The sequence below is a fragment of the Pseudomonas sp. GZD-222 genome, from assembly GCF_049310525.1.
Classification (GTDB): domain Bacteria; phylum Pseudomonadota; class Gammaproteobacteria; order Pseudomonadales; family Pseudomonadaceae; genus Aquipseudomonas.
This window is the reverse complement of the sequence record NZ_JBMOWO010000044.1, coordinates 14,821-39,768: the sequence shown is the minus strand read 5'-3', so window position 1 is coordinate 39,768 and position 24,948 is coordinate 14,821. Positions and strand designations below refer to the sequence as shown.

At 61.3% G+C, this 24,948-nt stretch carries 21 protein-coding genes; 14 read left to right on the top strand and 7 right to left on the bottom strand.

The window, feature by feature from the left end; all coding sequences use genetic code 11:
• Positions 1-7 precede the first annotated feature (7 nt).
• The 5 genes from ACO6VD_RS07840 (at position 8) to ACO6VD_RS07820 (ending at position 5,802) form a co-directional block, all read left to right on the top strand.
• The gene (locus tag ACO6VD_RS07840) at positions 8-1,918 is read left to right on the top strand and encodes an ATP-binding cassette domain-containing protein (protein ID WP_400171773.1); all 1,911 of its coding nucleotides are present in this window, start codon (positions 8-10) and stop codon (positions 1,916-1,918) included.
• Entirely contained in the window at positions 1,918-2,505 is a 588-nt protein-coding gene (locus tag ACO6VD_RS07835; RefSeq protein ID WP_422418133.1) for a mechanosensitive ion channel domain-containing protein, read from the top strand. The genes ACO6VD_RS07840 and ACO6VD_RS07835 overlap by 1 nt, the downstream gene beginning before the upstream one ends.
• 83 nt (positions 2,506-2,588) lie before the next feature.
• The gene (locus ACO6VD_RS07830) at positions 2,589-3,221 is read left to right on the top strand and encodes a LysE family transporter (RefSeq protein WP_422418131.1); all 633 of its coding nucleotides are present in this window, start codon (positions 2,589-2,591) and stop codon (positions 3,219-3,221) included.
• Positions 3,222-3,379: 158 nt separating this feature from the next.
• Complete coding sequence (locus ACO6VD_RS07825; RefSeq protein WP_422418129.1) at positions 3,380-5,278, top strand: FTR1 family protein; 1,899 nt, start codon at positions 3,380-3,382, stop codon at positions 5,276-5,278.
• Between the two features lie 62 nt (positions 5,279-5,340).
• Positions 5,341-5,802, top strand: coding sequence for a YaiI/YqxD family protein (locus tag ACO6VD_RS07820; protein ID WP_400171769.1), 462 nt, complete (start codon positions 5,341-5,343; stop codon positions 5,800-5,802).
• Positions 5,803-5,865: 63 nt separating this feature from the next.
• On the opposite strand, the gene elbB is transcribed toward ACO6VD_RS07820, so the two are convergent.
• Both elbB and ACO6VD_RS07810 read right to left on the bottom strand, forming a co-directional pair.
• Positions 5,866-6,534 (bottom strand): isoprenoid biosynthesis glyoxalase ElbB, encoded by a 669-nt coding sequence (elbB, locus tag ACO6VD_RS07815; RefSeq protein ID WP_422418127.1) that lies wholly within the window; start codon positions 6,532-6,534, stop codon positions 5,866-5,868.
• A gap of 154 nt (positions 6,535-6,688) precedes the next feature.
• Positions 6,689-7,309, bottom strand: a complete 621-nt coding sequence (locus ACO6VD_RS07810; RefSeq protein WP_422418125.1) for a DedA family protein — start codon at positions 7,307-7,309, stop codon at positions 6,689-6,691.
• Positions 7,310-7,516: 207 nt separating this feature from the next.
• On the opposite strand from ACO6VD_RS07810, the gene hemB reads away from it, so the two are divergent.
• Positions 7,517-8,527 (top strand): porphobilinogen synthase, encoded by a 1,011-nt coding sequence (gene hemB, locus ACO6VD_RS07805; protein WP_422418123.1) that lies wholly within the window; start codon positions 7,517-7,519, stop codon positions 8,525-8,527.
• A 19-nt stretch (positions 8,528-8,546) separates the two neighbouring features.
• Positions 8,547-10,796 carry a polyphosphate kinase 1 gene (gene ppk1, locus ACO6VD_RS07800; RefSeq protein ID WP_422418121.1) on the top strand — a complete coding sequence of 750 codons (2,250 nt, stop codon included), beginning with the start codon at positions 8,547-8,549 and terminating at the stop codon, positions 10,794-10,796.
• Here the strand turns inward: ppk1 and ppx are convergent.
• Complete coding sequence (gene ppx, locus ACO6VD_RS07795) at positions 10,783-12,285, bottom strand: exopolyphosphatase (RefSeq protein WP_400171302.1); 1,503 nt, start codon at positions 12,283-12,285, stop codon at positions 10,783-10,785. The two genes, ppk1 and ppx, sit on opposite strands and share 14 nt — an antisense overlap.
• Before the next feature lie 242 nt (positions 12,286-12,527).
• Here ppx and trxA point away from each other — a divergent pair, with 242 nt between their 5' ends.
• The 6 genes from trxA (at position 12,528) to ACO6VD_RS07765 (ending at position 18,584) form a co-directional block, all read left to right on the top strand.
• Positions 12,528-12,857, top strand: a complete 330-nt coding sequence (gene trxA / locus ACO6VD_RS07790) for a thioredoxin TrxA (protein ID WP_093378210.1) — start codon at positions 12,528-12,530, stop codon at positions 12,855-12,857.
• A 229-nt stretch (positions 12,858-13,086) separates the two neighbouring features.
• The gene (gene rho / locus ACO6VD_RS07785; RefSeq protein WP_028942380.1) at positions 13,087-14,346 is read left to right on the top strand and encodes a transcription termination factor Rho; all 1,260 of its coding nucleotides are present in this window, start codon (positions 13,087-13,089) and stop codon (positions 14,344-14,346) included.
• A 126-nt stretch (positions 14,347-14,472) separates the two neighbouring features.
• Positions 14,473-15,939 carry a 4-hydroxy-3-polyprenylbenzoate decarboxylase gene (gene ubiD, locus ACO6VD_RS07780; protein ID WP_422418118.1) on the top strand — a complete coding sequence of 489 codons (1,467 nt, stop codon included), beginning with the start codon at positions 14,473-14,475 and terminating at the stop codon, positions 15,937-15,939.
• Positions 15,940-16,908: a CDP-6-deoxy-delta-3,4-glucoseen reductase gene (locus ACO6VD_RS07775; RefSeq protein ID WP_422418116.1), complete on the top strand. Its 969-nt coding sequence runs from the start codon at positions 15,940-15,942 to the stop codon at positions 16,906-16,908.
• Between the two features lie 276 nt (positions 16,909-17,184).
• Positions 17,185-17,829, top strand: a complete 645-nt coding sequence (locus ACO6VD_RS07770; RefSeq protein WP_422418114.1) for a gamma-glutamylcyclotransferase — start codon at positions 17,185-17,187, stop codon at positions 17,827-17,829.
• A 101-nt stretch (positions 17,830-17,930) separates the two neighbouring features.
• Positions 17,931-18,584 carry an energy transducer TonB gene (locus ACO6VD_RS07765; RefSeq protein ID WP_422418112.1) on the top strand — a complete coding sequence of 218 codons (654 nt, stop codon included), beginning with the start codon at positions 17,931-17,933 and terminating at the stop codon, positions 18,582-18,584.
• Between the two features lie 24 nt (positions 18,585-18,608).
• On the opposite strand, the gene ACO6VD_RS07760 is transcribed toward ACO6VD_RS07765, so the two are convergent.
• Positions 18,609-19,586 carry an NADPH:quinone oxidoreductase family protein gene (locus ACO6VD_RS07760; protein ID WP_422418110.1) on the bottom strand — a complete coding sequence of 326 codons (978 nt, stop codon included), beginning with the start codon at positions 19,584-19,586 and terminating at the stop codon, positions 18,609-18,611.
• Between the two features lie 147 nt (positions 19,587-19,733).
• Between ACO6VD_RS07760 and ACO6VD_RS07755 the strand changes: the two genes are divergently transcribed.
• Positions 19,734-20,138 carry a flagellar basal body-associated protein FliL gene (locus tag ACO6VD_RS07755; protein ID WP_422418108.1) on the top strand — a complete coding sequence of 135 codons (405 nt, stop codon included), beginning with the start codon at positions 19,734-19,736 and terminating at the stop codon, positions 20,136-20,138.
• 6 nt (positions 20,139-20,144) lie between these two features.
• On the opposite strand, the gene ACO6VD_RS07750 is transcribed toward ACO6VD_RS07755, so the two are convergent.
• The 3 genes from ACO6VD_RS07750 to ACO6VD_RS07740 are packed head-to-tail and all read right to left on the bottom strand — an operon-like array spanning position 20,145 to position 24,942.
• Positions 20,145-21,263, bottom strand: a complete 1,119-nt coding sequence (locus ACO6VD_RS07750) for an ABC transporter permease (RefSeq protein WP_422418106.1) — start codon at positions 21,261-21,263, stop codon at positions 20,145-20,147.
• Complete coding sequence (rbbA, locus tag ACO6VD_RS07745) at positions 21,263-23,986, bottom strand: ribosome-associated ATPase/putative transporter RbbA (RefSeq protein WP_422418104.1); 2,724 nt, start codon at positions 23,984-23,986, stop codon at positions 21,263-21,265. Before rbbA ends, ACO6VD_RS07750 begins: the two co-directional genes overlap by 1 nt.
• Positions 23,983-24,942, bottom strand: a complete 960-nt coding sequence (locus tag ACO6VD_RS07740) for an HlyD family secretion protein (protein WP_422418102.1) — start codon at positions 24,940-24,942, stop codon at positions 23,983-23,985. Before ACO6VD_RS07740 ends, rbbA begins: the two co-directional genes overlap by 4 nt.
• Positions 24,943-24,948 lie beyond the last annotated feature (6 nt).

Genomic DNA, 24,948 nt, shown 5'->3' with positions numbered 1-24,948 from the left:
GGCCATTATGATCAGACTATCGAACCTCACTTTACAGCGTGGTCCCCAGCGCCTGCTAGAAGGCGCTGAGTTGACCCTGCACGCCGGTCACAAGGCCGGTCTCATCGGAGCCAATGGCGCCGGTAAATCCAGCCTGTTCGCCTTGCTCCGCGGTGAGCTGACGCCCGACTCGGGTGACTGTCAGCTACCGGCCGACTGGCGCATCGCGCACATGCGCCAGGAGGTCGACACCCTCGACCGGCTGGCGGTCGATTATGTGCTCGATGGCGACATCCGCCTGCGCAAGGTGCAAGCCGATCTGGCTGCCGCCGAAGCCGCCCATGACGGCACGGCGCTGGCGCGTCTGCATATCGAACTGGACAGCGCCGACGGCTACACCGCCGATGCCCGTGCGCGCAAACTGCTGGCCGGTCTGGGTTTCACCAACGAGCAGATGGACCGCCGGGTCGGCGACTTCTCCGGTGGCTGGCGGATGCGCCTGAACCTGGCCCAGGCACTGATGTGTCCTTCCGACCTATTGTTGCTCGACGAACCGACCAACCACCTCGACCTCGACGCGATCCTCTGGCTGGAAGACTGGCTCAAGGGCTACCCAGGCACGCTGCTGCTGATTTCCCACGACCGCGATTTCCTCGATGCAGTGGTTGATCACGTGGCCCACGTCGAGCAGTGCAAGCTGACGCTCTACCGTGGCGGCTATACCGCCTTCGAGCGTACCCGCGCCGAACGTCTGGCCCAGCAGCAACAGGCCTACGAGAAGCAACAGGCGCAGCGTGCGCACATGGAAAAGTACATCGCCCGGTTCAAGGCCCAGGCTACCAAGGCACGTCAGGCGCAGAGCCGGATCAAGGCCCTGGAACGCATGGAAGAACTGTCGGCCGCGCATGTGGATTCGCCGTTCGACTTCGTCTTCCGTGAATCGGAAAAGATTTCCAGTCCTTTGCTCGACCTGTCCGAAGGTCGTCTGGGTTACGGCGACAAGACCATCCTTGAGAAGGTCAAGTTGCAGCTCACTCCTGGTGCGCGTATCGGCTTGCTCGGCCCCAACGGTGCGGGCAAGTCGACCCTGATCAAAAACCTGGCCGGCGAGCTGGAGCCATTGAGCGGCCGTCTGGTGCGCGGTGAGAACCTGTCGGTGGGCTACTTCGCCCAGCATCAACTGGACTCGCTGGACAACAAGGCCAGCCCGTTGCTGCACCTGCAGCGTCTGGCACCGACCGAGCGCGAGCAAACGCTGCGTGACTTCCTCGGTGGCTTTGACTTCCGCGGCGCGCGCATCGACGAGCCGGTGCTGAATTTCTCCGGTGGCGAAAAGGCCCGCCTGGCCCTGGCACTGATCGCCTGGGAGCGGCCGAACCTGCTGCTGCTCGACGAACCGACCAACCACCTCGACCTGGAAATGCGCCTGGCGCTGACCATGGCACTGCAGGAATTCAGCGGTGCGGTGCTGGTGGTTTCCCATGATCGCCATTTGCTCAAAAGCACCACCGACGACTTCCTGTTGGTGGCCGATGGCAAGGTTGAAACCTTCGACGGCGACCTCGACGACTACAGCCGTTGGCTAGTCGAGTACCGCCAGCGCAACGCGCCGGTCAGTACCGCGCCGGTCAATGCCGACAAGACGGACAAGAAAGCCCAGCGTCAGGCTGCGGCAGCCTTGCGTCAGCAGTTGGCCCCGCACAAGCGCGAAGCCGATAAGCTTGAACGCGAGCTGGGCGGCGTGCATGAGCAGTTGGCCAAGATCGATGCCAGCCTCGGCGACAGCGCCCTCTACGAAGCGGCACGCAAGGATGAGCTGCGTGACTTGCTGGCCCAGCAGGCCAAGCTCAAGGTCCGTGAAGCAGACCTGGAAGAAGCCTGGATGGCTGCCCTCGAGCAGTTGGAGACCATGCAGGCGGAGCTGGAGGCGTTGTCTTGATGGCGTCGTTGCAATTGCCGGTTCCGCCAGAGTGGATTGCACCGTTCTGGCTGGGGCTGCAGATTCTTCTGATCCTCTGTGCCGCCTTTGTCCTGCAGCGCCTGGTCGGGCGCTGCTTGAAGCGCCTGGGCGAACGCTATCCGTTGCCCCCTGAGCTGATGATGCCGGTGCGCGGCGGCTTGCGCTGGCTGATCATGGGCAGCGCGCTGGTGTTCGTGCTTGAGCGCCTTGGGGTTTCTGCCACCGTGTTGTGGACGGCTTTGTCCGGCTTCGTTGCGGTTGCGGCGGTGGCGTTCTTCGCCATGTGGAGCGTGCTGTCGAACCTGTTGTGTGCGGTGCTGATCTTCACGGTCGGGCCGTTTCGCATCGGTGATGTGGTAGAGCTGGTCGAGACCATCGACAAGCCGGGCGTGAAAGGGCGGGTGGTGGCCATCAACCTGCTGTTTACGACCCTGATCGAAATGCCAGAGGCCGGTGGTGCGACTGTCCAGGTGCCCAACAGCCAGTTTTTCCAGAAGTCGGTCAGGCGCTGGCGCGGTACAGAGATTGTGCCGCTGGTAGGTGAAGACAAGACAGCGGGCAATTGATCGGCAGCTGAAAAAAATCGTGGTTATTTTTTCACCAGCGCACTAGTTTAGAGCTTTGTAACAAGCTTTGGCTGAGGTGTGCGATGTCATTGGAAACGTGGTTGGCATTTTTTGCCGCTTGCTGGGTGATCAGTCTTTCACCGGGCGCCGGGGCGATTGCCTCAATGTCCTGTGGTCTGCAGTACGGTTTCTGGCGCGGTTACTGGAACGCCCTGGGCCTGCAGCTAGGCCTGGTGCTGCAGATTGCGATCATTGCAGCCGGCGTCGGTGCCATCCTCGCAGCCTCGGCCACCGCGTTCCAGGTCATCAAATGGTTCGGTGTTGCCTACCTGGTCTACCTGGCCGTCAAACAGTGGCGCGCGCTGCCGGCTGATATCAGCGACGAGTCTGCCGTGCGGCCTATCGGCAAGCCGTTGAGCCTGGTGTTTCGCGGATTTCTGGTCAACGTCAGCAACCCCAAGGCCCTGATCTTCATGCTGGCGGTGCTGCCGCAGTTCATCAACCCGCATGCAGCGCTGCTGCCGCAGTACCTGATCATCACGGCGACCATGGTTGCCGTGGATCTGCTGGTGATGGCCGGCTACACGGGGTTGGCAGCGCGAGTGTTGCGCCTGCTGCGCACGCCTAAGCAACAACGGCGCATGAACCGTACCTTTGCCGGGCTGTTCCTGGGGGCTGCGACATTGTTGGCGACGATTCGCCGCGCACCGGTATAAGCCTGTACTCAGTGGAAGAAAGCGACCTCAGGGTCGCTTTTTTTATGGGCAAAGATGAAATTGTCACTAAATTTTACCTAGATTGCCGTGCAAACCTTGAGCGATAGCCAATGGAAGTGAACAATGCAATACCTCGCATTGTTATTTGAGATTGGCCCATGATTCCCCGTTCCCGCTTGCTCGCCTGGCTACTGTGGCCGGTACTGGCGCTGAGCAGTACCGTGCTGCTGGCCGATACTGTCGATGACGCTGCCAAAGCGTTGCACCTGCTCGACTACATCGGCGCCGACTACCCGGCGACGGTCGAGGCGGGCAAGGTGGTGGACGATGGTGAGTACCGCGAGCAGTTGGAGTTCACCGATGTGCTGCAAGGCCTGATCAGTGGCTTGCCGGCCCGCACCGAGCGGCAAGCGCTGGAGCAGGGCGTGGTCAATCTGCGCCAGGCGATTAATCAGCATCAGGACGGTGCCAGCGTCGCGCGTATGGCGCGCCAGCTTGGCGCGCAGCTGGCAGTGGCCTATGAGGTCAGCCAGGCCCCACTGATCACCCCAGACCCCACCCGTGGTGCGCCGCTGTATGCCCAGCACTGCTCGGTCTGTCATGGCGACAGTGGTGCCGGTGACGGCCCGGCGGGGGTAGGCCTGGAGCCGCCACCGGCCAATCTGCGCAGCAGCGATCGCCTGGCCCGCCTGAGCCTGTTCGACCTGTACAACACCTTGGGGCAAGGTATCGAAGGCACCGACATGCCGTCGTTTGCCGACCAGCTCGACGAGCGTCAGCGCTGGGACCTGGCCACCTATGTCGCCAGCTTTACCGCCGATCCCGCCAAAGCCAAGGGTGACACCAGCTACAACCTCGCCGACCTGGCGCGTCAGACGCCTTTGGAAGTCGAAGCGGCGCAAGGGCCGGAAGCGGCGGCGCTGTTCCGCGCCCAGCGTGCCCAGCCACCACAGGTGCAGCGTGGCCCGGCACAGTTGCTGGACTACACCGCCAGTACGCTGGACAAGAGCCTGGCGGCTTACCAGAACGGTGACCACGAACAGGCCTATGACCTGTCGGTGGCGGCTTACCTGGAGGGTTTCGAACTGGTCGAAAGCTCCCTGGATAACGTCGATGCCAACGTGCGCAAGGACACTGAAAAGTCGCTGATGGCTTACCGCCAATCACTGCAGGACGGCTTGCCGCTCGAGCAGGTGAAGCAGCGTCTGGACGTTGCCAAGGGCAAGCTCAAGGAGGCTGCCGACCTGCTCGGCAGCGATGGTCTGAGCTGGTCGCTGAGCTACATCTCCGGCCTGCTGATTTTGCTGCGCGAAGGCCTGGAAGCGATTCTTGTCCTGGCCGCGATCCTCGCCTTCCTGCGCAATACCGGCCAGCAGTCGGCAGTGCGCAGCGTCAACATCGGTTGGGCCTTGGCATTGCTGGCCGGTTTCGGTACCTGGGCGCTGGCGGCCTATGTCATCGACGTCGGTGGCGCCCAGCGCGAGCTGCTTGAAGGCTGCACGGCGCTGTTCGCCAGCGTCATGGTGCTCTGGCTGGGCGTGTGGATGCATGATCGCCGGCACGCGGCGGCCTGGCAGAACTACATCAAGAGCAGCCTGGTCAGCGGCGGCGGGCGATTCGGCTTTGCCTTGCTGGCGTTCTTCTCGGTCTACCGTGAACTGTTTGAAGTAATTCTGTTCTACGAGACGCTGTGGCTGCAGGCAGGTCCTGCCGGGCATCAGGCGGTACTGGCAGGTGGCGCCACGGCGCTGGTGCTGCTGGTAGGGCTTGCCTGGGTGATCCTGCGCGGTTCAGCGAAGCTGCCGCTGTCGTTGTTCTTCAGCATCAACGCGGCACTGCTGTGCGCCTTGTCGGTGGTGTTTGCCGGGCATGGCGTCAAGGCCTTGCAGGAGGCCGGCGTGTTCGGCACCCGGCCGGTGGCGTTCTTTGACTTTGACTGGCTGGGTATTCATGCCGACGCTTACTCGCTGGCGGCGCAAGTGGTGGCATTGCTGGCCATTGCGATTCTTTACGGGCGCAGCCGTCTGGCCGAGAAACGCCGGGTGTCGGCGGGTTGATTTGAAGCCGAGCGGGCGAGCAGGGATACTGTCCGCCCGTTTTCTTGTTGGAATATGCTGTCATGCGTATCTGGATTGATGCCGATGCCTGCCCCAAGGCGGCCAAGGATCAGGTCGTCAAATTTGCCCTCAAGCGTCAGCTGGAGGTGGTGCTGGTGGCCGGGCAAAGCCAGATCAAACCGGCTTTCGCCTGTGTCAGGCTGATCGTTGTGCCCAGTGGGCCGGATGCTGCCGATGATTACCTGGTCGAGCATGCGCTGCCAGGAGAGCTGGTGATCTGCAGTGATGTGCCGCTGGCCGACAGGCTGGTCAAGAAAGGCGTGGCCTGCCTTGACCCGCGTGGCCGAGAGTTCGACGAGCGCAACATGGGCGAACGTCTGGCGGTGCGCAACCTGTTCACCGACCTGCGCGAGCAGGGGCAGGTCGGTGGTGGACAGGCGCCTTATGGTGATCGCGAGAAGCAGGCTTTTGCCAATTCCCTGGACCGAATCCTCACCCGCCTGGCGCGTGAGTTTCCCAACTGATCGCGGGACAAGCCCGTTCCCACAGAGATTCCCGGTGGGAGTGGGCTTGCCCCGCGATAGACTTCAGTCTTTTTCGTGAGTCAGTTCCAGCACCCGGTCGACCAGCTTGTAGATACCGCCAGCCGCTTCGCTGATCGACTGCGCCAGCATGTAGGCCGGGGTGCTGACCAGCTTGCGCTGGGTATCTTCGACGATGTCATGGACATCGCACTCTTCGTGGGTACCGCCCATCTTGACGATGGCGGCGCTGGTGTCGGCATCGTTGCCGATGGTGCACACCACGCCAGGGCCATAGATCTTTGCTGCCAGGGCAGGGGAGATGCAGATCAAACCAACCGGCTTGCCGGCTTCGGCAAAGGCTTCTGCCAGGCTCAGCACGTCCGAGTGAACAGTGCAGCCCGGACCTTCCACGGCAAAGTTGGAGAGGTTTTTCGCCGCACCAAAACCACCCGGTACGATAAGGGCGTCAAAGTCCTTGGCGTCGGCTTCACGCAGGTCCTTGATGTTGCCACGGGCAATACGCGCCGATTCCACCAGGACGTTACGCGATTCGGGCATTTCTTCGCCGGTCAGGTGATTGAGCACATGCATCTGCGCAATGTTTGGCGCAAAGCACTGCACTTCGGCACCGCGCTGGTCGAGGCGCAGCAGGGTGATCACGCTCTCGTGGATTTCGGCGCCGTCATAGACACCACAGCCGGAAAGAATCACTGCAACTTTTTTTTTGGTCATGCTCACTACTCCCGAGTCGAGGCGTTAGATCGCCTCTAAATTGGCAGATGTCCAATCACCGCGTCCATCTTCTCAAAATCCTTTGTAGTTGGATTCTGCAAATGGCGCAGTGTTCATTGTTCAGGGTGAGAACGACAACGTGGATTGCCCTGGCCTAGGGCTGGTCGCTGTCCTGGTCCGAGGCACGCTGTTCGGCCTGCATGGCAGCCGCTTCCTTGCGGGCGACACGTGCAGCCTTGAAGCGCCGCCGCAACCACAGCAAACCGCCGAGGGCCAGCAGGCCGCCGAGCACCCATAGCTCGTACTTCTTCACGTTGCCCAGCAGGCCTTCGAGAATCGCGCCAAAGTGATAGGCGGCAGCGCCCAGGGCCAGGGCCCAGACCGCCGCGCCGATGCCGTTGAGCAGAAGGTAGCGGCGTGGCGGATAGCCGGACAGGCCAATGGCTACCGGCATCACCGTGCGCAAACCGTAAACGAAACGGAAACTCAGGACCCAGATGTCCGGATGGCGGCGGATGTGCTCCAGCGCCCGGTCGCCCATCAACTGCCAGCGCGGTTTGCGTGCCAGCAACTTGCGCCCGTGCTTGCGCCCCATGAAGTACCAGAGCTGGTCGCCGGCATAGCTGCCGAAGAAGGCCACCAGGACCACCAGGTTGATATCCATGTATCCGCGGAACGCAAGGAAGCCTGCGAGAACCAGAATGGTCTCACCTTCGAAAAACGTGCCGAGAAAAAGGGCAAAGTAACCAAAATCCTGCAGGAATTGTTGGAGCATTTTCTGGGTGCTGGCGAAATGAACGCGCAGCCTAACCCTTCGTGGCCGTTGGGGAAAGTATCCAAATGTGTCTCGACGTTAACATTTGCTGCAAGGACAATGACTGCGTCCTCAAGTCGCAGGGTTGTCCCTGGCTGTCATTCAAGCGTCATAATGGCCGCTTATAACTGTCGCGCTCGCCCGCCTGCGCGGGCTCAGGAGTCTGCCGTGAGCTTTACCCCCGCTAACCGTTTGTTTCCTGCTACTCGTCTGCGTCGCAACCGTCGTGACGATTTCTCCCGTCGCCTGGTGCGTGAAAACGTGCTGACCGTCGATGACTTGATCCTGCCGGTGTTTGTCCTCGATGGCGAGAACCGCCGTGAGGAAGTGACCTCGATGCCGGGTGTCGAGCGTCTTAGCATCGACCTGTTGCTGGAAGCGGCGCAAGAGTGGGTGAAGTTGGGTATCCCGGCCCTGGCCCTGTTCCCGGTGACCCCGACTGAGAAAAAGTCGCTGGATGGCGCCGAAGCCTGGAACCCGGACGGTATCGCCCAGCGCGCTACTCGCGCCCTGCGTGAACGTTTCCCCGAGCTGGGGGTGATCACCGACGTTGCCCTCGACCCGTTCACCACCCACGGTCAGGACGGTATTCTCGACGAGGAAGGCTACGTTCAGAACGACATCACTGTTGATGCCCTGGTACGTCAGGCGTTGTCTCACGCCGAAGCCGGTGCCCAGGTGGTAGCGCCTTCGGACATGATGGATGGCCGTATCCAGGCCATTCGCGAAGCCCTTGAGCTGGCCGGTCACGTCAACGTGCGTATCATGGCTTACTCCGCCAAGTACGCCAGTGCCTACTATGGTCCTTTCCGTGATGCAGTCGGTTCGGCGTTGAACCTGGGCAAGGCCAACAAAGCCTCGTACCAGATGGACCCGGCCAACAGTAACGAAGCTCTGCACGAAGTGGCTGCGGATCTGGCCGAAGGCGCTGATATGGTAATGGTCAAGCCAGGCATGCCGTACTTGGATATCCTTTATCGGGTCAAGGATGAATTCAAGGTCCCGACCTTTGTCTATCAAGTCAGTGGCGAGTACTCCATGCACATGGCCGCGATCCAGAACGGCTGGCTCAGTGAAGGTGTGATCCTGGAATCCCTCACGGCCTTCAAACGGGCAGGAGCTGATGGCATCCTGACCTATTTCGCTGTTCGCGCTGCTCAATTGATGAGAGGGCAGTAACGCCCTTCAGGAACGCTAGATGAATAACGAAGTACTCAGTAGTGATGTCGACATGAAGCAAGCCCAGCCGGTACCGGAGCAACTGCTCGAAACGCCGCCGGAGCCTGCTGCGCTGCCTGAGCCTGTGGCCGAAGTCGAGGTTGAGGCGCCTGCGCCCGCCCCGGCGCCAGTTGCGCCGGCCATCGCTGTTCCCGGTCTGGATGACAGTAGCCTGTACATTCACCGCGAGTTGTCCCAGCTGCAGTTCAACATCCGCGTGCTGGAACAGGCGCTGGACGAGAACTACCCGCTGCTGGAGCGGTTGAAGTTCCTGCTGATCTTCTCCAGCAACCTGGATGAGTTCTTCGAAATTCGTGTGGCGGGCCTGAAGAAGCAGATCACCTTTGCCCGTGAGCAGGCCGGCGCTGACGGCCTGCAGCCGCACCAGGCACTGGCACGGATCAGTGAAGTGGTGCACAGCGAGGTGGACCGTCAGTACGCGATCCTCAACGATGTGCTGCTGCCTGAGCTGGAAAAGCACCACATCCGCTTTATCCGCCGCCGTCACTGGAATACCAAGCTCAAGACCTGGGTGCGGCGCTTCTTCCGCGACGAGATCGCACCGATCATCACCCCGATCGGTCTCGACCCGACGCACCCGTTCCCGTTGCTGGTGAACAAGAGCCTGAACTTCATCGTCGAACTCGAAGGTGTCGACGCCTTCGGCCGCGACTCTGGCCTGGCGATCATTCCGGCGCCACGGCTGTTGCCGCGGGTGATCAAGGTTCCGGAGGAGGTAGGAGGCCCTGGTGCCAACTACGTATTCCTCTCGTCGATGATCCATGCTCACGCCGATGACCTGTTCCAGGGCATGAAGGTCAAGGGTTGCTACCAGTTCCGTCTGACCCGGAACGCTGACCTGGCGCTGGACTCCGAGGATGTCGAAGACCTCGCCCGGGCCCTGCGTGGCGAGCTGTTCTCGCGTCGCTATGGCGATGCGGTACGTCTGGAAGTGGCGGATACCTGCCCTAAACACCTCTCGGACTACCTGCTCAAGCAGTTCAGCCTGAGTGAAAGCGAGCTGTACCAGGTGAACGGCCCGGTCAACCTGACCCGGTTGTTCAGCATTACCGGCCTGGACAGCCACCCTGAGTTGCAATACACGCCGTTCACACCAGCAATTCCCAAGCTGCTGCAGAACGCCGAGAACATTTTCAGCGTGGTCGGCAAGCAGGACATCCTGCTCATGCACCCCTTCGAGTCGTTCACTCCGGTGGTCGATCTGCTGCGCCAGGCCGCCAAGGACCCGCATGTTCTGGCCGTGCGCCAGACCCTGTACCGCAGCGGTGCCAACTCGGAGATCGTCGACGCGCTGGTCGATGCCGCGCGTAACGGCAAGGAGGTCACCGCGGTGATCGAATTGCGCGCGCGTTTCGATGAAGAATCCAACCTGCAGCTGGCCAGCCGTCTGCAGGCCGCCGGTGCGGTGGTGATTTACGGTGTGGTCGGTTTCAAGACCCACGCCAAGATGATGCTGATCCTGCGCCGCGAAGCCGGCGAGATTGTACGCTACGCGCACCTGGGTACCGGTAACTACCACGCCGGTAACGCCCGCCTGTACACCGACTACAGCCTGCTGACCTCGGACGACGCCTTGTGTGAAGACGTCGGCAAGTTGTTCAGCCAGTTGATCGGCATGGGTAAAACCCTGCGCATGAAAAAACTGCTGCACGCGCCGTTCACCCTGAAGAAGGGCATGCTCGACATGATTGCGCGCGAAACCCAGTTTGCCCTTGAGGGCAAACCTGCGCACATCATCGCCAAGTTCAACTCGCTGACCGATCCGAAGATCATCCGCGCCTTGTACAAAGCCAGTCAGTCAGGGGTGCGTATCGACCTGGTGGTGCGCGGCATGTGCTGCCTGCGTCCGGGCATTGCCGGGGTGTCGCATAACATCCAGGTACGCTCGATCATCGGCCGCTTCCTCGAGCACACGCGGGTGTTCTACTTCCTCAACGGTGGCGAGGAGCAGATGTTCCTTTCCAGTGCTGACTGGATGGAGCGCAACCTCGACAAGCGCGTCGAGACTTGCTTCCCGGTCGAGGGCAAGAAGCTGATCCTGCGGGTGAAGAAGGAGCTGGAAGGGTACCTGACCGACAACACCCATGCCTGGATCCTGCAACCGGACGGCCGCTATGTGCGCAGCACGCCTACCGGCAACCAGAATCCGCGCAGTGCTCAGGCTACTCTGCTCGAGCGCCTGAGCAATCCGGTGCTTATCGTACGCTGAGGACGAAACCGACCCGGGTCAGCCACTCGGCTTCCAGGCCGAAGTCGGCCTGGGTCAGTTGATTCTCTTCCAGCCAGCCCGCCGGGAATTCGACATCCAGGCTGTCGCCTTTGGCGTGCAGGGTTACCGTGGGCATCTGCTGGGTGCCGCGGATGTGGTGGAAGAGGATCGCGAAGCGCAGCAGCACGCACAGGCGAATCAGCTTGGCGCCGTCTTCGCCGAACTCGGCGAACTTGTCCTTGGGAATGTTGCGTCGGTGCCCGCGTACCAGCAGTGCGAGCATCTGCTGGTCTTCCCGGGAGAAGCCTGCCAGGTCGGAGTGTTCGATCAGGTAGGCGCCATGTTTGTGGTAGTGATAGTGGGCGATATCCAGGCCCACCTCATGCACCTTGGCGGCCCAGCCGAGCAGCTCACGCCAGATACCGTCTTCCAGGTCCCAGGCCTTGGCCACCTGGTCGAAGGCGTGCAAGGCTTTGCGCTCGACGCGGGCGGCCTGGCCCTGATCGACGTGATAGCGCTCCATCAGCGACGACAGAGTGCGCTCACGCACGTCTTCATGGTGATGGCGGCCCAGCAGGTCATACAGCACGCCTTCGCGCAGGGCGCCGTCACAGTGGTCCATGCGCTGTAGTTCCAGGGCATCGAATATCGCTTCGAGAATCGCCAGGCCGGCCGGGAAGATCGTCCGGCGGTCCGGTTTGACGCCTTCGAAGTCGATCTTGTCGGCCTCACCCAACTTGAACAGCTTGCGCTTGAGCCAGGCCAGGCCTTCGGCGTTGACCTCGCCGCTGCCCATGCCCGCTGACTTGATCGCCAGGCCGATGGCGCGGATGGTCCCCGAGGAGCCGATGGCTTCGTCCCAGGTCAGGCGGTGCAGGGCGTTCTCGATGCTCATCAGCTCCAGGCGCGCGGCGGTGTACGCCTGGGCGTAGCGTGCCGGGGTAATCTTGCCGTCACGGAAATAGCGCTGGGTGTAGCTGACGCAGCCCATCTGCAGGCTTTCGCGCAGCAGCGGCTCGAAGCGTTGGCCAATGATGAACTCGGTACTGCCGCCACCGATATCGGCGACCAGGCGTTTACCGGGGGTGTCGGCCAGGGTGTGGGAAACGCCGAGATAGATCAGGCGGGCTTCCTCACGGCCGGAAATGACTTCTACCGGATGACCGAGAATTTCTTCGGCGCGACGGATGAATTCGCCGCGGTTGCGGGCCTCGCGCAGGGCGTTGGTGCCAACGATACGCACCGCGCCGTCAGGCATACCGCTGATCAGCTGGGCAAAGCGCTTGAGGCAGTCCAGACCGCGCTGCATGGACTCTTCGTTGAGCTGGCGCTCTTCGTTGATGCCGGCGGCCAACTGAACCTTCTCCCCAAGCCGCTCAAGAATGCGGATCTCGGTATGGTGGGCCTTGGCCACAACCATATGGAAGCTGTTGGAGCCCAGGTCGATGGCAGCGATCAAGGACAGATTCTTGGCTGTGGTTTGCGGCATGGTCATGGCTTCTCGGTCGATAACCCGGCAATCGTGCCACGATCCTGGGCTGACGCCAACGCGCAGCTTATCAAGGCTTGATGCAGGGCAGGTTGATTGAGGAAATATGACTTTCCCGTGACAGCGATGATATGCGCGGTCATGCACAACTATAGTTACACTCAATCGTCGGCGACTTCCTGTAAGTCGCCGGTGCGGCTATGATGGGCCACGTTTTTTTGCTTACGACCTTGGAGACTTCCATGAGCAGCGATCTTATCAAACACGTCACCGACGCCACCTTCGAAGCCGAAGTCCTGAAGGCTGAAGGCCCGGTGCTGGTCGACTACTGGGCTGAATGGTGCGGCCCTTGCAAAATGATCGCTCCGGTTCTGGACGACATCGCCGCTACCTACGCGGGCAAACTGACCGTCGCCAAGCTGAACATCGACGATAACCAGGAAACTCCGGCCAAGCACGGCGTGCGTGGTATCCCGACGCTGATGCTGTTCAAGAACGGCAACGTCGAGGCCACCAAGGTCGGCGCACTGTCCAAGTCTCAGCTGGCAGCCTTCCTGGACGCCAATATCTGAGTCAAAAAAGCCCCGCATTCGTCGGGGCTTTTCTTTATCTGGTGACTAGACGCCAGAAAAAGCAGGTGTTACATTCGGCCTCGCACTGTTTTTTTGGTGCCCTCTGCACGCCGTCGCCGACGCATCCCTAATTCGAATCAGTACGCGATCCTGTCGCCTTCTTTGCGGCGCGGCTTCATTAAGCCAGAAGCTTAATTCCCCCTTCTTACATGATTACGTCATCCCCCTTATGAACCTGACTGAACTCAAGCAAAAGCCGATTACCGATCTGCTCGAAATGGCCGAACAGATGGGCATAGAAAATATGGCCCGTTCGCGCAAGCAAGATGTGATTTTCTCCCTGTTGAAAAAGCATGCGAAAAGCGGCGAGGAAATCTCCGGTGACGGCGTGCTGGAGATTCTCCAGGACGGCTTCGGCTTCCTGCGCTCGGCTGACGCCTCCTACCTGGCCGGCCCGGACGACATCTACGTGTCGCCAAGCCAGATCCGTCGCTTCAACCTGCGTACCGGCGACACCATCGTCGGTAAGATCCGCCCGCCAAAAGAAGGCGAGCGTTACTTCGCCCTGCTGAAAGTCGACACCATCAACTTCGACCGGCCGGAAAACGCGAAGAACAAGATCCTGTTCGAAAACCTGACGCCGCTGTTCCCTAACGAGCGCCTGAAGATGGAAGCCGGTAACGGTTCCACCGAAGACCTCACCGGCCGGGTTATCGATCTTTGCGCCCCGATCGGCAAAGGCCAGCGTGGTTTGATCGTTGCTCCGCCAAAAGCGGGTAAAACGATCATGCTGCAGAACATCGCGGCCAACATCACCCGTAACAATCCCGAGTGCCACCTGATCGTCCTGTTGATCGACGAGCGCCCGGAAGAAGTGACCGAAATGCAGCGCACCGTGCGCGGCGAAGTGGTTGCCTCGACCTTCGACGAGCCACCAACCCGCCACGTGCAGGTTGCCGAAATGGTCATCGAGAAGGCCAAGCGCCTGGTCGAACACAAAAAAGACGTGGTCATCCTGCTCGACTCGATCACCCGTCTGGCGCGTGCCTACAACACCGTGATCCCGAGCTCCGGCAAGGTCCTGACCGGTGGTGTCGATGCCCACGCCCTGGAGAAGCCAAAGCGTTTCTTCGGTGCTGCGCGTAACATCGAAGAAGGCGGCTCGCTGACCATCATCGCCACCGCGCTGGTTGAAACCGGCTCGAAGATGGATGAAGTGATCTACGAAGAGTTCAAGGGCACCGGTAACATGGAGCTGCCACTGGACCGCAAGATCGCCGAGAAGCGTGTGTTCCCGGCCATCAACATCAACCGTTCCGGTACCCGTCGCGAAGAGCTGCTGACTGCCGACGACGAACTGCAGCGCATGTGGATCCTGCGCAAGCTGCTGCACCCGATGGACGAAGTTGCCGCCATCGAGTTCCTGATCGACAAGCTCAAGCAGACCAAGACCAACGACGAGTTCTTCTTGTCGATGAAACGCAAGTAAACGAGTGCGTTACGCAAGAGCCGGGGCAACCCGGCTTTTTGCTATCTGTACTTTGGCTATTCTGGCCGGCCGGGTTAGGCGATACACTTTGCACCCCGACCGGTACGGCGAATACGAGGCTTTTGCATGCAGTATCGCGATTTGCGCGACTTTATCCGTGGCCTGGAACAGCGCGGCGAACTCAAGCGCATCCAGGTTCCGATTTCTCCAGTCCTGGAAATGACTGAAGTCTGCGACCGCACCCTGCGCGCCAAAGGCCCGGCGCTATTGTTCGAAAAGCCCACGGGCTTCGACATCCCGGTGCTTGGCAACCTGTTTGGTACCCCTGAGCGGGTGGCCATGGGTATGGGCGCCGAGTCGGTCAGCGAGCTGCGCGAGATCGGCAAACTGCTGGCCTTCCTTAAGGAACCTGAGCCGCCCAAGGGCCTCAAGGATGCCTGGTCGAAGCTGCCGATCTTCAAGAAAGTCGTGTCCATGGCGCCGAAAGTGGTCAAGGACGCTGCCTGTCATGAAGTGATCATCGAAGGTGAAGACGTCGACCTCGGCATGTTGCCGGTGCAGCACTGCTGGCCGGGCGATGTCGCGCCGCTGATTACCTGGGGCCTGACGGTAACCCGCGGGCCGAACAAGGAGCGCCAGAACCTGGGGATCTATCGCCAGCAGGTGATTGGTCGCAACAAGGTGATCATGCGCTGGCTCAGCCATCGCGGCGGCGCTCTGGACTATCGCGAGTGGTGCGAGAAGCATCCTGGCCAGCCGTTCCCGGTGTCCGTAGCCCTGGGTGCCGACCCTGCGACCATCCTCGGTGCGGTAACACCAGTGCCGGACACCCTCTCCGAGTACGCCTTTGCCGGCCTGTTGCGCGGCAACCGTACCGAGCTGGTGAAATGCCGTGGCAATGACCTGCAAGTACCGGCCACCGCCGAAATCATCCTCGAGGGTGTGATTCACCCGGGCGAGATGGCTCCGGAAGGCCCTTACGGCGACCATACCGGCTACTACAACGAAGTGGACAGCTTCCCGGTGTTTACCGTGGAGCGCATCACCCACCGCAAGAATCCGATCTATCACAGCACCTACACCGGCCGTCCACCTGATGAGCCGGCGATTCTCGGTGTGGCGCTCAATGAAGTGTTCGTACCGATCCTGCAGAAGCAGTTCCCGGAGATCACCGACTTCTATCTGCCGCCGGAAGGCTGTTCCTACCGCATGGCGGTGGTGACCATGAAGAAGCAGTATCCGGGGCACGCCAAGCGCGTCATGCTCGGTGTCTGGTCGTTTTTGCGACAGTTCATGTATACCAAGTTCGTTATTGTCACCGACGACGACATCAATGCCCGTGACTGGAATGATGTGATCTGGGCAATTACCACGCGCATGGACCCCAAGCGCGATACGGTGATGATCGACAACACCCCGATCGACTACCTGGACTTTGCTTCGCCGATTTCCGGCCTGGGCTCGAAGATGGGCCTGGATGCGACGAACAAGTGGCCAGGAGAAACCACCCGTGAATGGGGACGGGTCATCGTCAAGGATGAAGCTGTCACCCGGCGGATCGATGAGTTGTGGAACCAGTTGGGAATAGACTAAATGCAGGTAACCTTGCAGCCGTCCGGGGCCGTGTTGGTGCTCAACCCCGGGGAAAGGATTCTGGATGGGGCACGGCGTCTGGGCTATGACTGCCCGCAGAGCTGCCGCAATGGCAACTGCCATGTCTGCGCTGCGTTGCTGGTCGAAGGGCGGGTGCGTCAGGATGGCCAGGAGCGTGATCATGGCGAACTGTTCACGTGTATCGCCGAGCCGCTGGAGGACTGTGTGTTGCTGTGGGATGGCGTGCTCGCGTTAGGCGAGTTGCCGGTACGGACACTGGCCTGTCAGTTGAGTGAATGCGTTGAGGTCGGTGGCGACGTCTGGCGGGTACGCCTGCGGGCGCCAGCCGGGAAACCGCCGCGTTACCACGCCGGGCAGTACTTGATGATCGAGCGCGAGGGGGGCGATAAAGCCGCCTTCTCCCTGGCATCGGCACCGCACGGCGGGCGCGACCTTGAGCTGCATGTGCTGGCCCGCGAGAACAGCGCAGTGGAGTTGATCGCGCAGTTGCAGCGCAACGGCATGGCGCGCCTCGAGATGCCTTTTGGCGATACGCACCTGGCCGAGCTGCCCGATGGTCCGCTGGTGCTGATTGCCGCGGGCACCGGTATGGCGCAGATGCACAGCCTGATCGAACATTGCCGGGCCCAGGGTTTCAAGCATCCGGTCCATCTGTACTGGGGCGTGCGCCTTCCGGAAGACTTCTATCAGATTGAGCACTGGGCCGAATGGGAGCGCCTGCCGAACCTGTTCCTGCACAAGGTGGTCAGCGACCTGTGTGGCTGGGAAGGGCGCTGCGGGATGCTGCATGAAGCTGTCTGCGAGGATCTGAACGACCTGGCCGGTGTGCATGTTTATGCCAGCGGTTCGCCGAATATGATCTATGCCACGCTTGATGCACTGGTCGAGGCCGGGATGGACGCGCACCAGATGCGCGCCGATGTCTTCGCTTATGCACCGCGCGGTTGAATGACGGAATAAGGCACGCTGCAATAGCGTGCCGGCTTTAATAACCACCGTTATTTGTTCCGGGCATAAGACAATTATTATTGCCAGCAGCGTAAATAACTTTCGCTACACTTGAGATAACACCCGGCTGCTTGCTCAAAGCCTTGCTGCAGGGCGCCCCCGGGGTGAGGAGAGGCTTGTATTGAATACACAATCTGCCGTACGGTAAGTACGCGGATAACGTATTCGTTTACAGTGACTCACTTCAGTAGTTCACGAGGAGTTCTGGCGGCAGCTATGTCGGCGATTGAAACTGCATCTTTGAATGTGGCCTATCCTCCGTTGCTCGACTTCGGACAGCAACTGTCCCATGAGCAACTTAAACTTTCGGTTCAACAGACCATGTCCCTGCATCAGGGTGGGCCCGTCTGGCTGTTTGCCTACGGTTCGCTGATCTGGCGGCCGGAGTGCAATGCCGCCGAGCGCCGGCGGGCCAAAGTGCATGGCTATCATCGCGGTCTTTACCTCTGGTCCCATGAGCACCGGGGCACCCCGGAGTGTCCGGGTCTGGTGTTTGGTCTGGATCGCGGCGGCTCGTGTGGTGGCTTTGCCTATCGCTTGCCTGAAGAGTGCCTGGAAGACTCGTTGCTGGCTTTGTGGCAGCGCGAGATGCCATATCCGGCCTATCGGCCACACTGGCTGAGCTGTCGCCTCGACGACGGCAGCAAGGTTCAGGCCTTGGGTTTTGTGCTGGAGCGGCATCTGCCGTGTTATGCCGGTAACCTGCCGGATGATCTGCTCAGTAAGATCTTCGCCAATGCCAAGGGGCGCTACGGCAGCACCCGTGACTACGTCGAGCAGACCCTCAATGCCTTGCGTAGCCATGCCATGCCGGACCGCAATCTGGAAGCCCGCTTTCGGCGCTGCCATTTTCCGGAATAGCTAGGTTTCAGCGGTAGAAATGAGAATTGTTAATCTGTCGGGAAAGGCTCTGGCACGCTACTATTGCGCCTTGGCATTAACTGGAAAGGCAAGGATCAAGGATGAAGTGGTTTGCAGCGCTGCTGTTACTGGCGGCAGGTATCGCCCATGCTGATATCAAACTGGAATTTGTCGAGAAAACCGTACCGGCCTATCCGGCTGAACTGCGTCAGGCGGCCATCACCGGTTCGGTAAGGGTCGGTTTTCAGGTGCTCGCCGACGGCAGCGTCAATGATGTGAAAGTCATCCAGAGCAGCGAGCCGGCGTTTGCCGATGCTGCGCTGAGCGCCGTGCGGCAATGGCGCTTCAAGCCGTGGACAGTGTCAGGCGACAATCCCGCGCAGATCGACGTGCAGAACGATCTGATTTTCCGCCTTAACAACAAGCAGGAATTGTGGGAAATCTACGAGCGTGTCGGGCTGATCCTGATGACCTGTCGGCAGTTCAGCGACGAAGTGGCGCAACACCGTAAAGACGATGCCGGCCGATCGCTCAAGGATATGAAAACCACCCAGTTGTCGATCCGCATGATCTCCCAGGCCACTGAAGACGGCGTCACCAGCTACAAAAAGTCGCTTGCCAGCTCGAAGTCGTTCGAGAAAGCCTTGCCGAATATCATCGAACGCTGCCAGACCTACCCCGGCCTGGACTTTGTCGACGTCTGGCCTGAATCCTTGCGCCAGAAGCTGGCCCAGAAGCTGGCTCAGAAGTACTGAGGTGCTCCCGGGCCTCAAGCGGGTTCAGCGGGTGGTCACCACCAGCTTGCCCACGGCCTGGCGCTGACCGAGCCTGTCGATGGCGGCGCCGGCCTCGGCCAGCGGGAAGGTTTGCGACACCAGCGGCTTGAGCTTGCCTTTGGCGAACCAGGCAAACAGCTGCTCGAAGTTCGCCGCGTTATCGGCCGGCTGGCGCTGGGCGAACGCCCCCCAGAACACGCCGAGCACTGCCGCACCCTTGAGTAGCGCCAGGTTTACCGGTAGCTCGGGGATGCGCCCGCTGGCAAAGCCCACCACCAGCAGGCGGCCATTCCAGGCAATGCCGCGCACCGCCTGGTCGAACAGGTCGCCGCCGACCGGGTCGTAGATCACATCGGCACCGTTGCCGCCGGTCAGGCGTTTGATCTCGTCCTTGAGGCTGTGCTCGCTGTAATTGATCAGCTCATCGGCACCGGCGGCCTTGGCTACGGCGAGTTTCTCGGCGCTGCTGGCTGCAGCGATGACCCGCGCGCCCATGGCCTTGCCGATTTCCACCGCCGCCAAGCCGACGCCGCCCGAGGCGCCCAGTACCAGCAGGGTCTCGCCCGCCTTGAGCTGGCCGCGTTGCTGCAGGGCATGCATCGAGGTGCCGTAGGTCATGCCGAAGGCGGCAGCCTGGGTGAAGGCCATCTGCTCGGGAATCGGCAGCACGTTGTAGGCCGGTACCGCGACCTGCTCGGCAAAGCTGCCCCAACCGGTCAGGGCCATGACCCGGTCACCGACCTTGTGGCCGGTGACTTTTTCACCGACGGCACTGACGATGCCGGCCGCTTCCCCGCCGGGCGAAAAAGGCAAAGGTGGCTGGAATTGATACTTGCCTTCGATGATCAGGGTGTCGGGAAAATTGACCCCGGCCGCATGTACATCGAGGAGGATCTCGTTCTTCTTCGGTACCGGGCTGGCGACTTCTTCGAGGACCAGGTTCTGTGCCGGACCCAAGGCTTTGCACAACACTGCTTTCATCGGGGCTATTCCTTTGCGCGTAGTGGCCGATAAGTGTAGGTGGGGCACGTTGAGGGTCAACGAGCATGCCCCGTCTTGATAGGCCGATATAAGCCGCTATTCGGCTGCCACTGGTATGCTGGCGCCAACTGTTTGAGGAGCGAATTCGTGAAAGCGTGGATCTTGATGGTACTGGCGCTGATGCTGCCAATGGCGGCCATGGCCGAAGAAGCCAAGGAAGGGGAACCGAAGGTCTCCTACATCTCTTTGACCCCGCCCTTCGTTGGCAACTATGCCCTGGATGGTGGTCCGAAGCTGCGCGTGTTCAAAGCCGACGTAGCATTACGGGTCAACAGCGATGCTGCGGCGACGGCGGTGAAGCATCACGAGCCGCTGATCCGCAACCAACTGGTGGCGCTGTTCACCCAGCAGAACCTGGAAAGCATGAGCAATGTCGAAGCCAAGGAGAAGCTGCGTCAGGAAGCCCTGAAGCAGGTTCAGCAGGTGCTGGAAAACGAAGAAGGCAAGCCGCTGGTTGATGATCTGCTGTTCAACAACCTGATCGTGCAGTAATCCTTACTAGGATGTGAGGCTGCGGCGAAAACGCCCCAGCGCCACGGCGAAGAATGCCAGTCCGATGCCGGCCAGAGCCAGCAGGTCGGGCCAGACCACAGCCAGCCCGCCGTCGCGAAACAGGATGGCCGCGCTGAGGCTGACAAAGTGGGTCGAAGGCGACAGCTGCATGACCCACTGCAGCCACTGCGGCATGCTGTCCAGCGGCGTGCTGCCGCCGGACAGCAAGAGCATGGGGATGATCACCGGAATCGCCAGCAGACCGAATTGCGGGGTCGAACGCGCCAGTGTGGCAAGGAAGATCCCCAATGCCGTACTGGCGAACAGATACAGGGCAGTGACTGCCAGGAACAACCCCAGCGAACCTGCCAGCGGCACACCCAGTGCACCCTTGACCACCACCTCCAGCGACACCCAGGTGCACAGCACCACCACCAGGGCATTACTGCCGATCTTGGCCAGCATGATTTCCAGTGCCGTCAGGGGCAGCACCAGCAGATGATCGAGGGTGCCGTGTTCGCGCTCGCGCAACAGCGCGGTGCCGGTAAGGACAATGGCCAGGATGGTGATGTTGTTGACGATCTGGATCACCGCCAGAAACCAGCCGCCCTCCAGGTTCGGATTGAACAGCGCCCTCGGGCTGATCAGCGCCGGGCTGCTGGATGCCGCCGAGCCCTGGTTGGCGTAGTCCAGCAACTCCCGTTCGAAGATCCGCCCGATGTAGCCGGCGCCCATGAATGCCTGGCTCATGGCGGTGGCGTCGACATTGACCTGCAGCTCCGGCGAGCGTCCGGCCAGCAGGTCGCTCTGGAACTTGACCGGGACATTGATCACGAAGGTGTACAGGCCACTGTCCATGGCTTGGTCGAGCTGGTCATAGGCCAGCGGTACGGCGGTCTGGAATTCCGGTGGTTGCAGGGCTTCGGCCAGCTTGCGCGAGAGCTGGCTGTGGTCTTCGTCGATGACCGCCACGCTGGCGTTGTGCACGCCGATGATCGATCCCGCCGCCGGCATGTAGATCGCCACGCTGAAGGCGTAGAGCAGGAACAGCAGCAGGACGCTGTCGTGGCGCAGGCTGGTCAGCTCTTTGAGACCCAGGCGCAGGGTGTGTGCCAAGCGATGCATCAGACCTCCTGCTTCTTCAGCATGGCCAGGCTCAGGCCGGTGAACCCGAGAAAGAAGCCCAGCAACGCCAGGCATTGTGGCCACAGTTCGCGCAGGCCCAGAGCCTTGGTGAAAGTGCCGACGGCAATGTCGAGAAAGTAGCCGGCCGGGAACAGTTGGCCCATCAGCGCTGCCGAACCATCGAGTGAGGAGCGGGGTACGATCAGGCCTGAAAACTGGATGGTCGGCAGGCTGGTGATGATCATGGTGCCGAGAATCGCGGCGATCTGGGTACGGGTGAACGCCGAGATCAGCAGGCCCAGGCTAGTGGTTGCCAGCAGGTACAACAGACCGCCACAGGCCAGGGCCACGGCACTGCCTTTGAACGGCACGTTGAACAGCCAGCGGTTCATCGCCACCAGCAACGCCAGGTTGATCAAGCTTATCGCCAGGTACGGCGCCTGCTTGCCGAGGAGGAATTCCAGGCGGGTCAGCGGTGTGGCGTAAAAGTTGGTGATCGAGCCCAGCTCTTTCTCACGGACAATCCCCAGGGCGGTGAGCATGGCTGGAATAAAGGCCAGGATCAGTGCCATTACCCCCGGGCCGATGGCGTTGACGCTGACCACGTCCTGGTTGTAGCGAAAGCGGGTTTCCAGGCGCACCGGGGATTGCCCGGGTTGCGCCTTGCTGCTCAGCGCTGCCAGTTGCTCAAGGTTGGCCTGGTGCACGGCTTCGACGTAGTTGCGGCTGGTCTCGGCGCGAAACGGCATGCCACCGTCGAGCCAGGCCGCCACCACCGGTTGGCGCCCGGCATGCAGGTCGCGGCCGAAGCCGGGGGGGATCTCCAGGGCGAGCTTGATTTCCGAACGCTGCAAGCGTTTGTGCAACTGCGCCGAATCGCTGATTGGCGCTTGCTCGGCGAAGTAGCGCGAGCCGCGGAAGGCTTCCAGGTAGGCCCGGCTTTGCGGACTCTGGTCCTGGTCATAGACGGCGAAGGCGAGGTTCTCGACATCCAGCGAGATGCCGTAGCCGAAGATCACCATCATGAACACGGCGCCGAGCAGGGCGAATGCCAGGCGCACTTTGTCACGCAGTAGTTCTTTGCCCTCGCGGGTGGCCACGGCAAACAGGCGTCTGATGCTGAAACCCTGGGACATGGGGAGCGGGCTTGCTGCGCCAGGTGTATCCAGCTGGGTTGTGGCTGCAGGCGCTTCGCTGACCCCTTGGGCCTGCTCCAGGCAGGTGACGAACGCGTCTTCCAGAGTGTCACCGGCAAACTGTTGTTGCAGCGCTGCCGGCGTGTCGCAGGCCAGCACCTTGCCGGCGTGCATCAGGGAAATACGGTCACAGCGCAGCGCTTCGTTCATGAAGTGGGTGGACAGGAAGATGGTCACACCCTGGTCCCGTGACAGTTCGATCAGCAGACACCAGAAGTCATCGCGCGCAGCCGGGTCGACCCCCGAAGTGGGCTCGTCGAGGATCAACACCTCAGGGCGGTGCAGCACCGCCACCGCCAGCGACAAGCGCTGACGCAGGCCCAGGGGCAGGGCGCCGGATTGCTGGTCGGCAATCTCGCCGAGGTCAAAACGCTCGATCAGCTCGGCGATGCGCGGTGCGCTTTCGGTTTTGGGCAGGTCGAAAAGCCGTGCGTGCAGCTCGAGGTTCTGGCGCACGCTGAGCTCGCCATACAGCGAAAAACTCTGGGACATGAAGCCGACCCGCTTGCGTGTGGCCAGGTCCTTGGCATCCACCGGGCGGCCGAGCAGGGTGGCGCTGCCTTCGCTGGCAGGCATCAAGCCCGTGAGCACCTTCATGGTGGTGGTCTTGCCGCAGCCGTTGGAACCGAGAAAGCCGAAAATTTCACCGCGGCCGATGGCGAAGCTGACCTTGTTCACAGCGGTGAAGTCACCGAAGCGCAGGGTCAGTTCATGGGCTTCGATGGCAATCGTTGCGTCACCGGCAGGGCGCGGAGGTATCTGCAAGGGCTGGGCGTCGTGGGCGCTGTCACCCTGGAAGTGCGTGAAGGCGTCATCCAGTTTGCCACTGGCGGTGACGCTGGCCAGGTCCTGACTGAGCCCTGAGGCAATCAACCGGCCGCGATCGAGCATCAGGCAATGCTCGAACTGCTCGGCCTCTTCCATGTAGGCGGTGGCCACCAGCAGGGTCAACTGCGGCCGCTCCTGGCGTACCTGTTCAACCAGCTCCCAGAAGCGCCGGCGTGACAGCGGGTCGACGCCGGTAGTCGGCTCGTCGAGGATCAACAGGTCCGGCTCGTGGATCAGCGCGCAGCACAAACCGAGTTTCTGCTTCATGCCGCCGGACAACTTGCCCGCTGGCCGCTCGGCAAATCGGGCGAGGTCGGTAGCCAGCAGCAGGTTGTGCATGCGCTGCTCACACTCCGTGGCACTGAGGCCGAACAGGGTGGCGAAGAAGCGGATGTTTTCGCTGATCGACAGTTCAGGGTAGAGGTTGTTGCCCAGGCCCTGGGGCATGAAGGCGATCCGCGGGTACAGACTATTGCGGTGACGACGTTTGCGGATCGAACCACCGAGTACCGAAAGCTCACCGGCCTGCAGCTTTTTCACCCCGGCGATCAGCCCCAGCAGGCTGGACTTGCCAGCACCGTCCGGGCCGATCAGGCCGCAACGGGTGCCGGCCGGCAGGTGGAAGGTAATGTCCTGCAGGGCGTCCAGCGTGCCGTAGCGGTGGCTGATGCCCTCGGCCTGCAGCGCCAGTGCGTTCATTGCAGATTGGCCGGCCAGCCCACTTCAGCGGTGCGTACGTAGCCCGCACCTGGCATGCCGGGCTTGGCCTGAGGTACGGCGCTGGGTTCGGTCAGACGCAGCTTGACCCGGAACACCAGCTTCTGCCGTTCATCGCGGGTTTCCACCTGTTTCGGCGTGAATTGGGCCTTGGCGGCTACAAACGCGATTTTTGCCGGCAGGGCTTTTTCCGGCAGAGCGTCGAGCACCACCCGGGCTTGATCACCGACGGTCAGTCGGCCGGTGGTCGAAGCTGGCAGGTAAAGGTTCATGTACTGGTCGTTCGGGTCGATCAGCATCAACACCCGGCCGCCAGCGCCGAGGACTTCACCCGGCTCGGCCAGGCGCAGCTGGATGACGCCGTCGATGGGGGCCCGCAAGCTGCTGTCATCAATCTCGCTGGTGAGTTGTGCAACCTGGGCCTGGGCGGCACCGATAGCCGCCTTGATCGCGGCCAGTTGAGCGCGCGCCGCGACCACTGCGGAACAGGCGGTGTCGTAGCGCGCCTGCTGTTGGTCGAGTAATTGCTGACTCGCGTATTTGCGCTGGAAAATTTCCCGGACCCGCTTGAGCTCCTGGCTGGCCAGCAGTTGTTCGCTCTGGCGCAGTTGCACATTGGCCTGGGCCGCCGCGTAGTTTTCCTGGGCCCGCAGCACTTCGGCTTCAGCCTGGTTGCGTTGGGCTTCGAGGGTGCGGGTGTCGATGCGCGCCAGCAGCTGGCCCTGGCGAACCACATCGCCTTCGTCGACCAGTACCTCGGCCAGGCGCCCGGGAATCTTGCTGGCGATCTGCACTTCAGTGGCTTCGAGCCGGCCATTGCCCATGCTCAGGCCTTCGGGCAGGCGGTCGTGCAGGGATTTCCAGTAACCCAGGCCGCCCGCAGCCAGAAGCAGGGCGATCAAGGCACCGGCGAAGAGTTTCGGGGTATGTTGGCTCATCAGTCT

Coding starts and splice junctions, on each gene's coding strand:
- elbB (WP_422418127.1), bottom strand. CDS start 6,534: ATGACCAAAAAAAAAGTTGCAGTGATTCTTTCCGGCTGTGGTGTCTAT.
- ACO6VD_RS07830 (WP_422418131.1), top strand. CDS start 2,589: ATGTCATTGGAAACGTGGTTGGCATTTTTTGCCGCTTGCTGGGTGATC.
- ppk1 (WP_422418121.1), top strand. CDS start 8,547: ATGAATAACGAAGTACTCAGTAGTGATGTCGACATGAAGCAAGCCCAG.
- ACO6VD_RS07840 (WP_400171773.1), top strand. CDS start 8: ATGATCAGACTATCGAACCTCACTTTACAGCGTGGTCCCCAGCGCCTG.
- ACO6VD_RS07770 (WP_422418114.1), top strand. CDS start 17,185: ATGTCGGCGATTGAAACTGCATCTTTGAATGTGGCCTATCCTCCGTTG.
- ACO6VD_RS07765 (WP_422418112.1), top strand. CDS start 17,931: ATGAAGTGGTTTGCAGCGCTGCTGTTACTGGCGGCAGGTATCGCCCAT.
- ACO6VD_RS07825 (WP_422418129.1), top strand. CDS start 3,380: ATGATTCCCCGTTCCCGCTTGCTCGCCTGGCTACTGTGGCCGGTACTG.
- ACO6VD_RS07820 (WP_400171769.1), top strand. CDS start 5,341: ATGCGTATCTGGATTGATGCCGATGCCTGCCCCAAGGCGGCCAAGGAT.
- ACO6VD_RS07810 (WP_422418125.1), bottom strand. CDS start 7,309: ATGCTCCAACAATTCCTGCAGGATTTTGGTTACTTTGCCCTTTTTCTC.
- ACO6VD_RS07750 (WP_422418106.1), bottom strand. CDS start 21,263: ATGCATCGCTTGGCACACACCCTGCGCCTGGGTCTCAAAGAGCTGACC.
- ACO6VD_RS07760 (WP_422418110.1), bottom strand. CDS start 19,586: ATGAAAGCAGTGTTGTGCAAAGCCTTGGGTCCGGCACAGAACCTGGTC.
- ubiD (WP_422418118.1), top strand. CDS start 14,473: ATGCAGTATCGCGATTTGCGCGACTTTATCCGTGGCCTGGAACAGCGC.
- rbbA (WP_422418104.1), bottom strand. CDS start 23,986: ATGAACGCACTGGCGCTGCAGGCCGAGGGCATCAGCCACCGCTACGGC.
- trxA (WP_093378210.1), top strand. CDS start 12,528: ATGAGCAGCGATCTTATCAAACACGTCACCGACGCCACCTTCGAAGCC.
- ACO6VD_RS07740 (WP_422418102.1), bottom strand. CDS start 24,942: ATGAGCCAACATACCCCGAAACTCTTCGCCGGTGCCTTGATCGCCCTG.
- rho (WP_028942380.1), top strand. CDS start 13,087: ATGAACCTGACTGAACTCAAGCAAAAGCCGATTACCGATCTGCTCGAA.
- ppx (WP_400171302.1), bottom strand. CDS start 12,285: ATGCCGCAAACCACAGCCAAGAATCTGTCCTTGATCGCTGCCATCGAC.
- ACO6VD_RS07775 (WP_422418116.1), top strand. CDS start 15,940: ATGCAGGTAACCTTGCAGCCGTCCGGGGCCGTGTTGGTGCTCAACCCC.
- ACO6VD_RS07835 (WP_422418133.1), top strand. CDS start 1,918: ATGGCGTCGTTGCAATTGCCGGTTCCGCCAGAGTGGATTGCACCGTTC.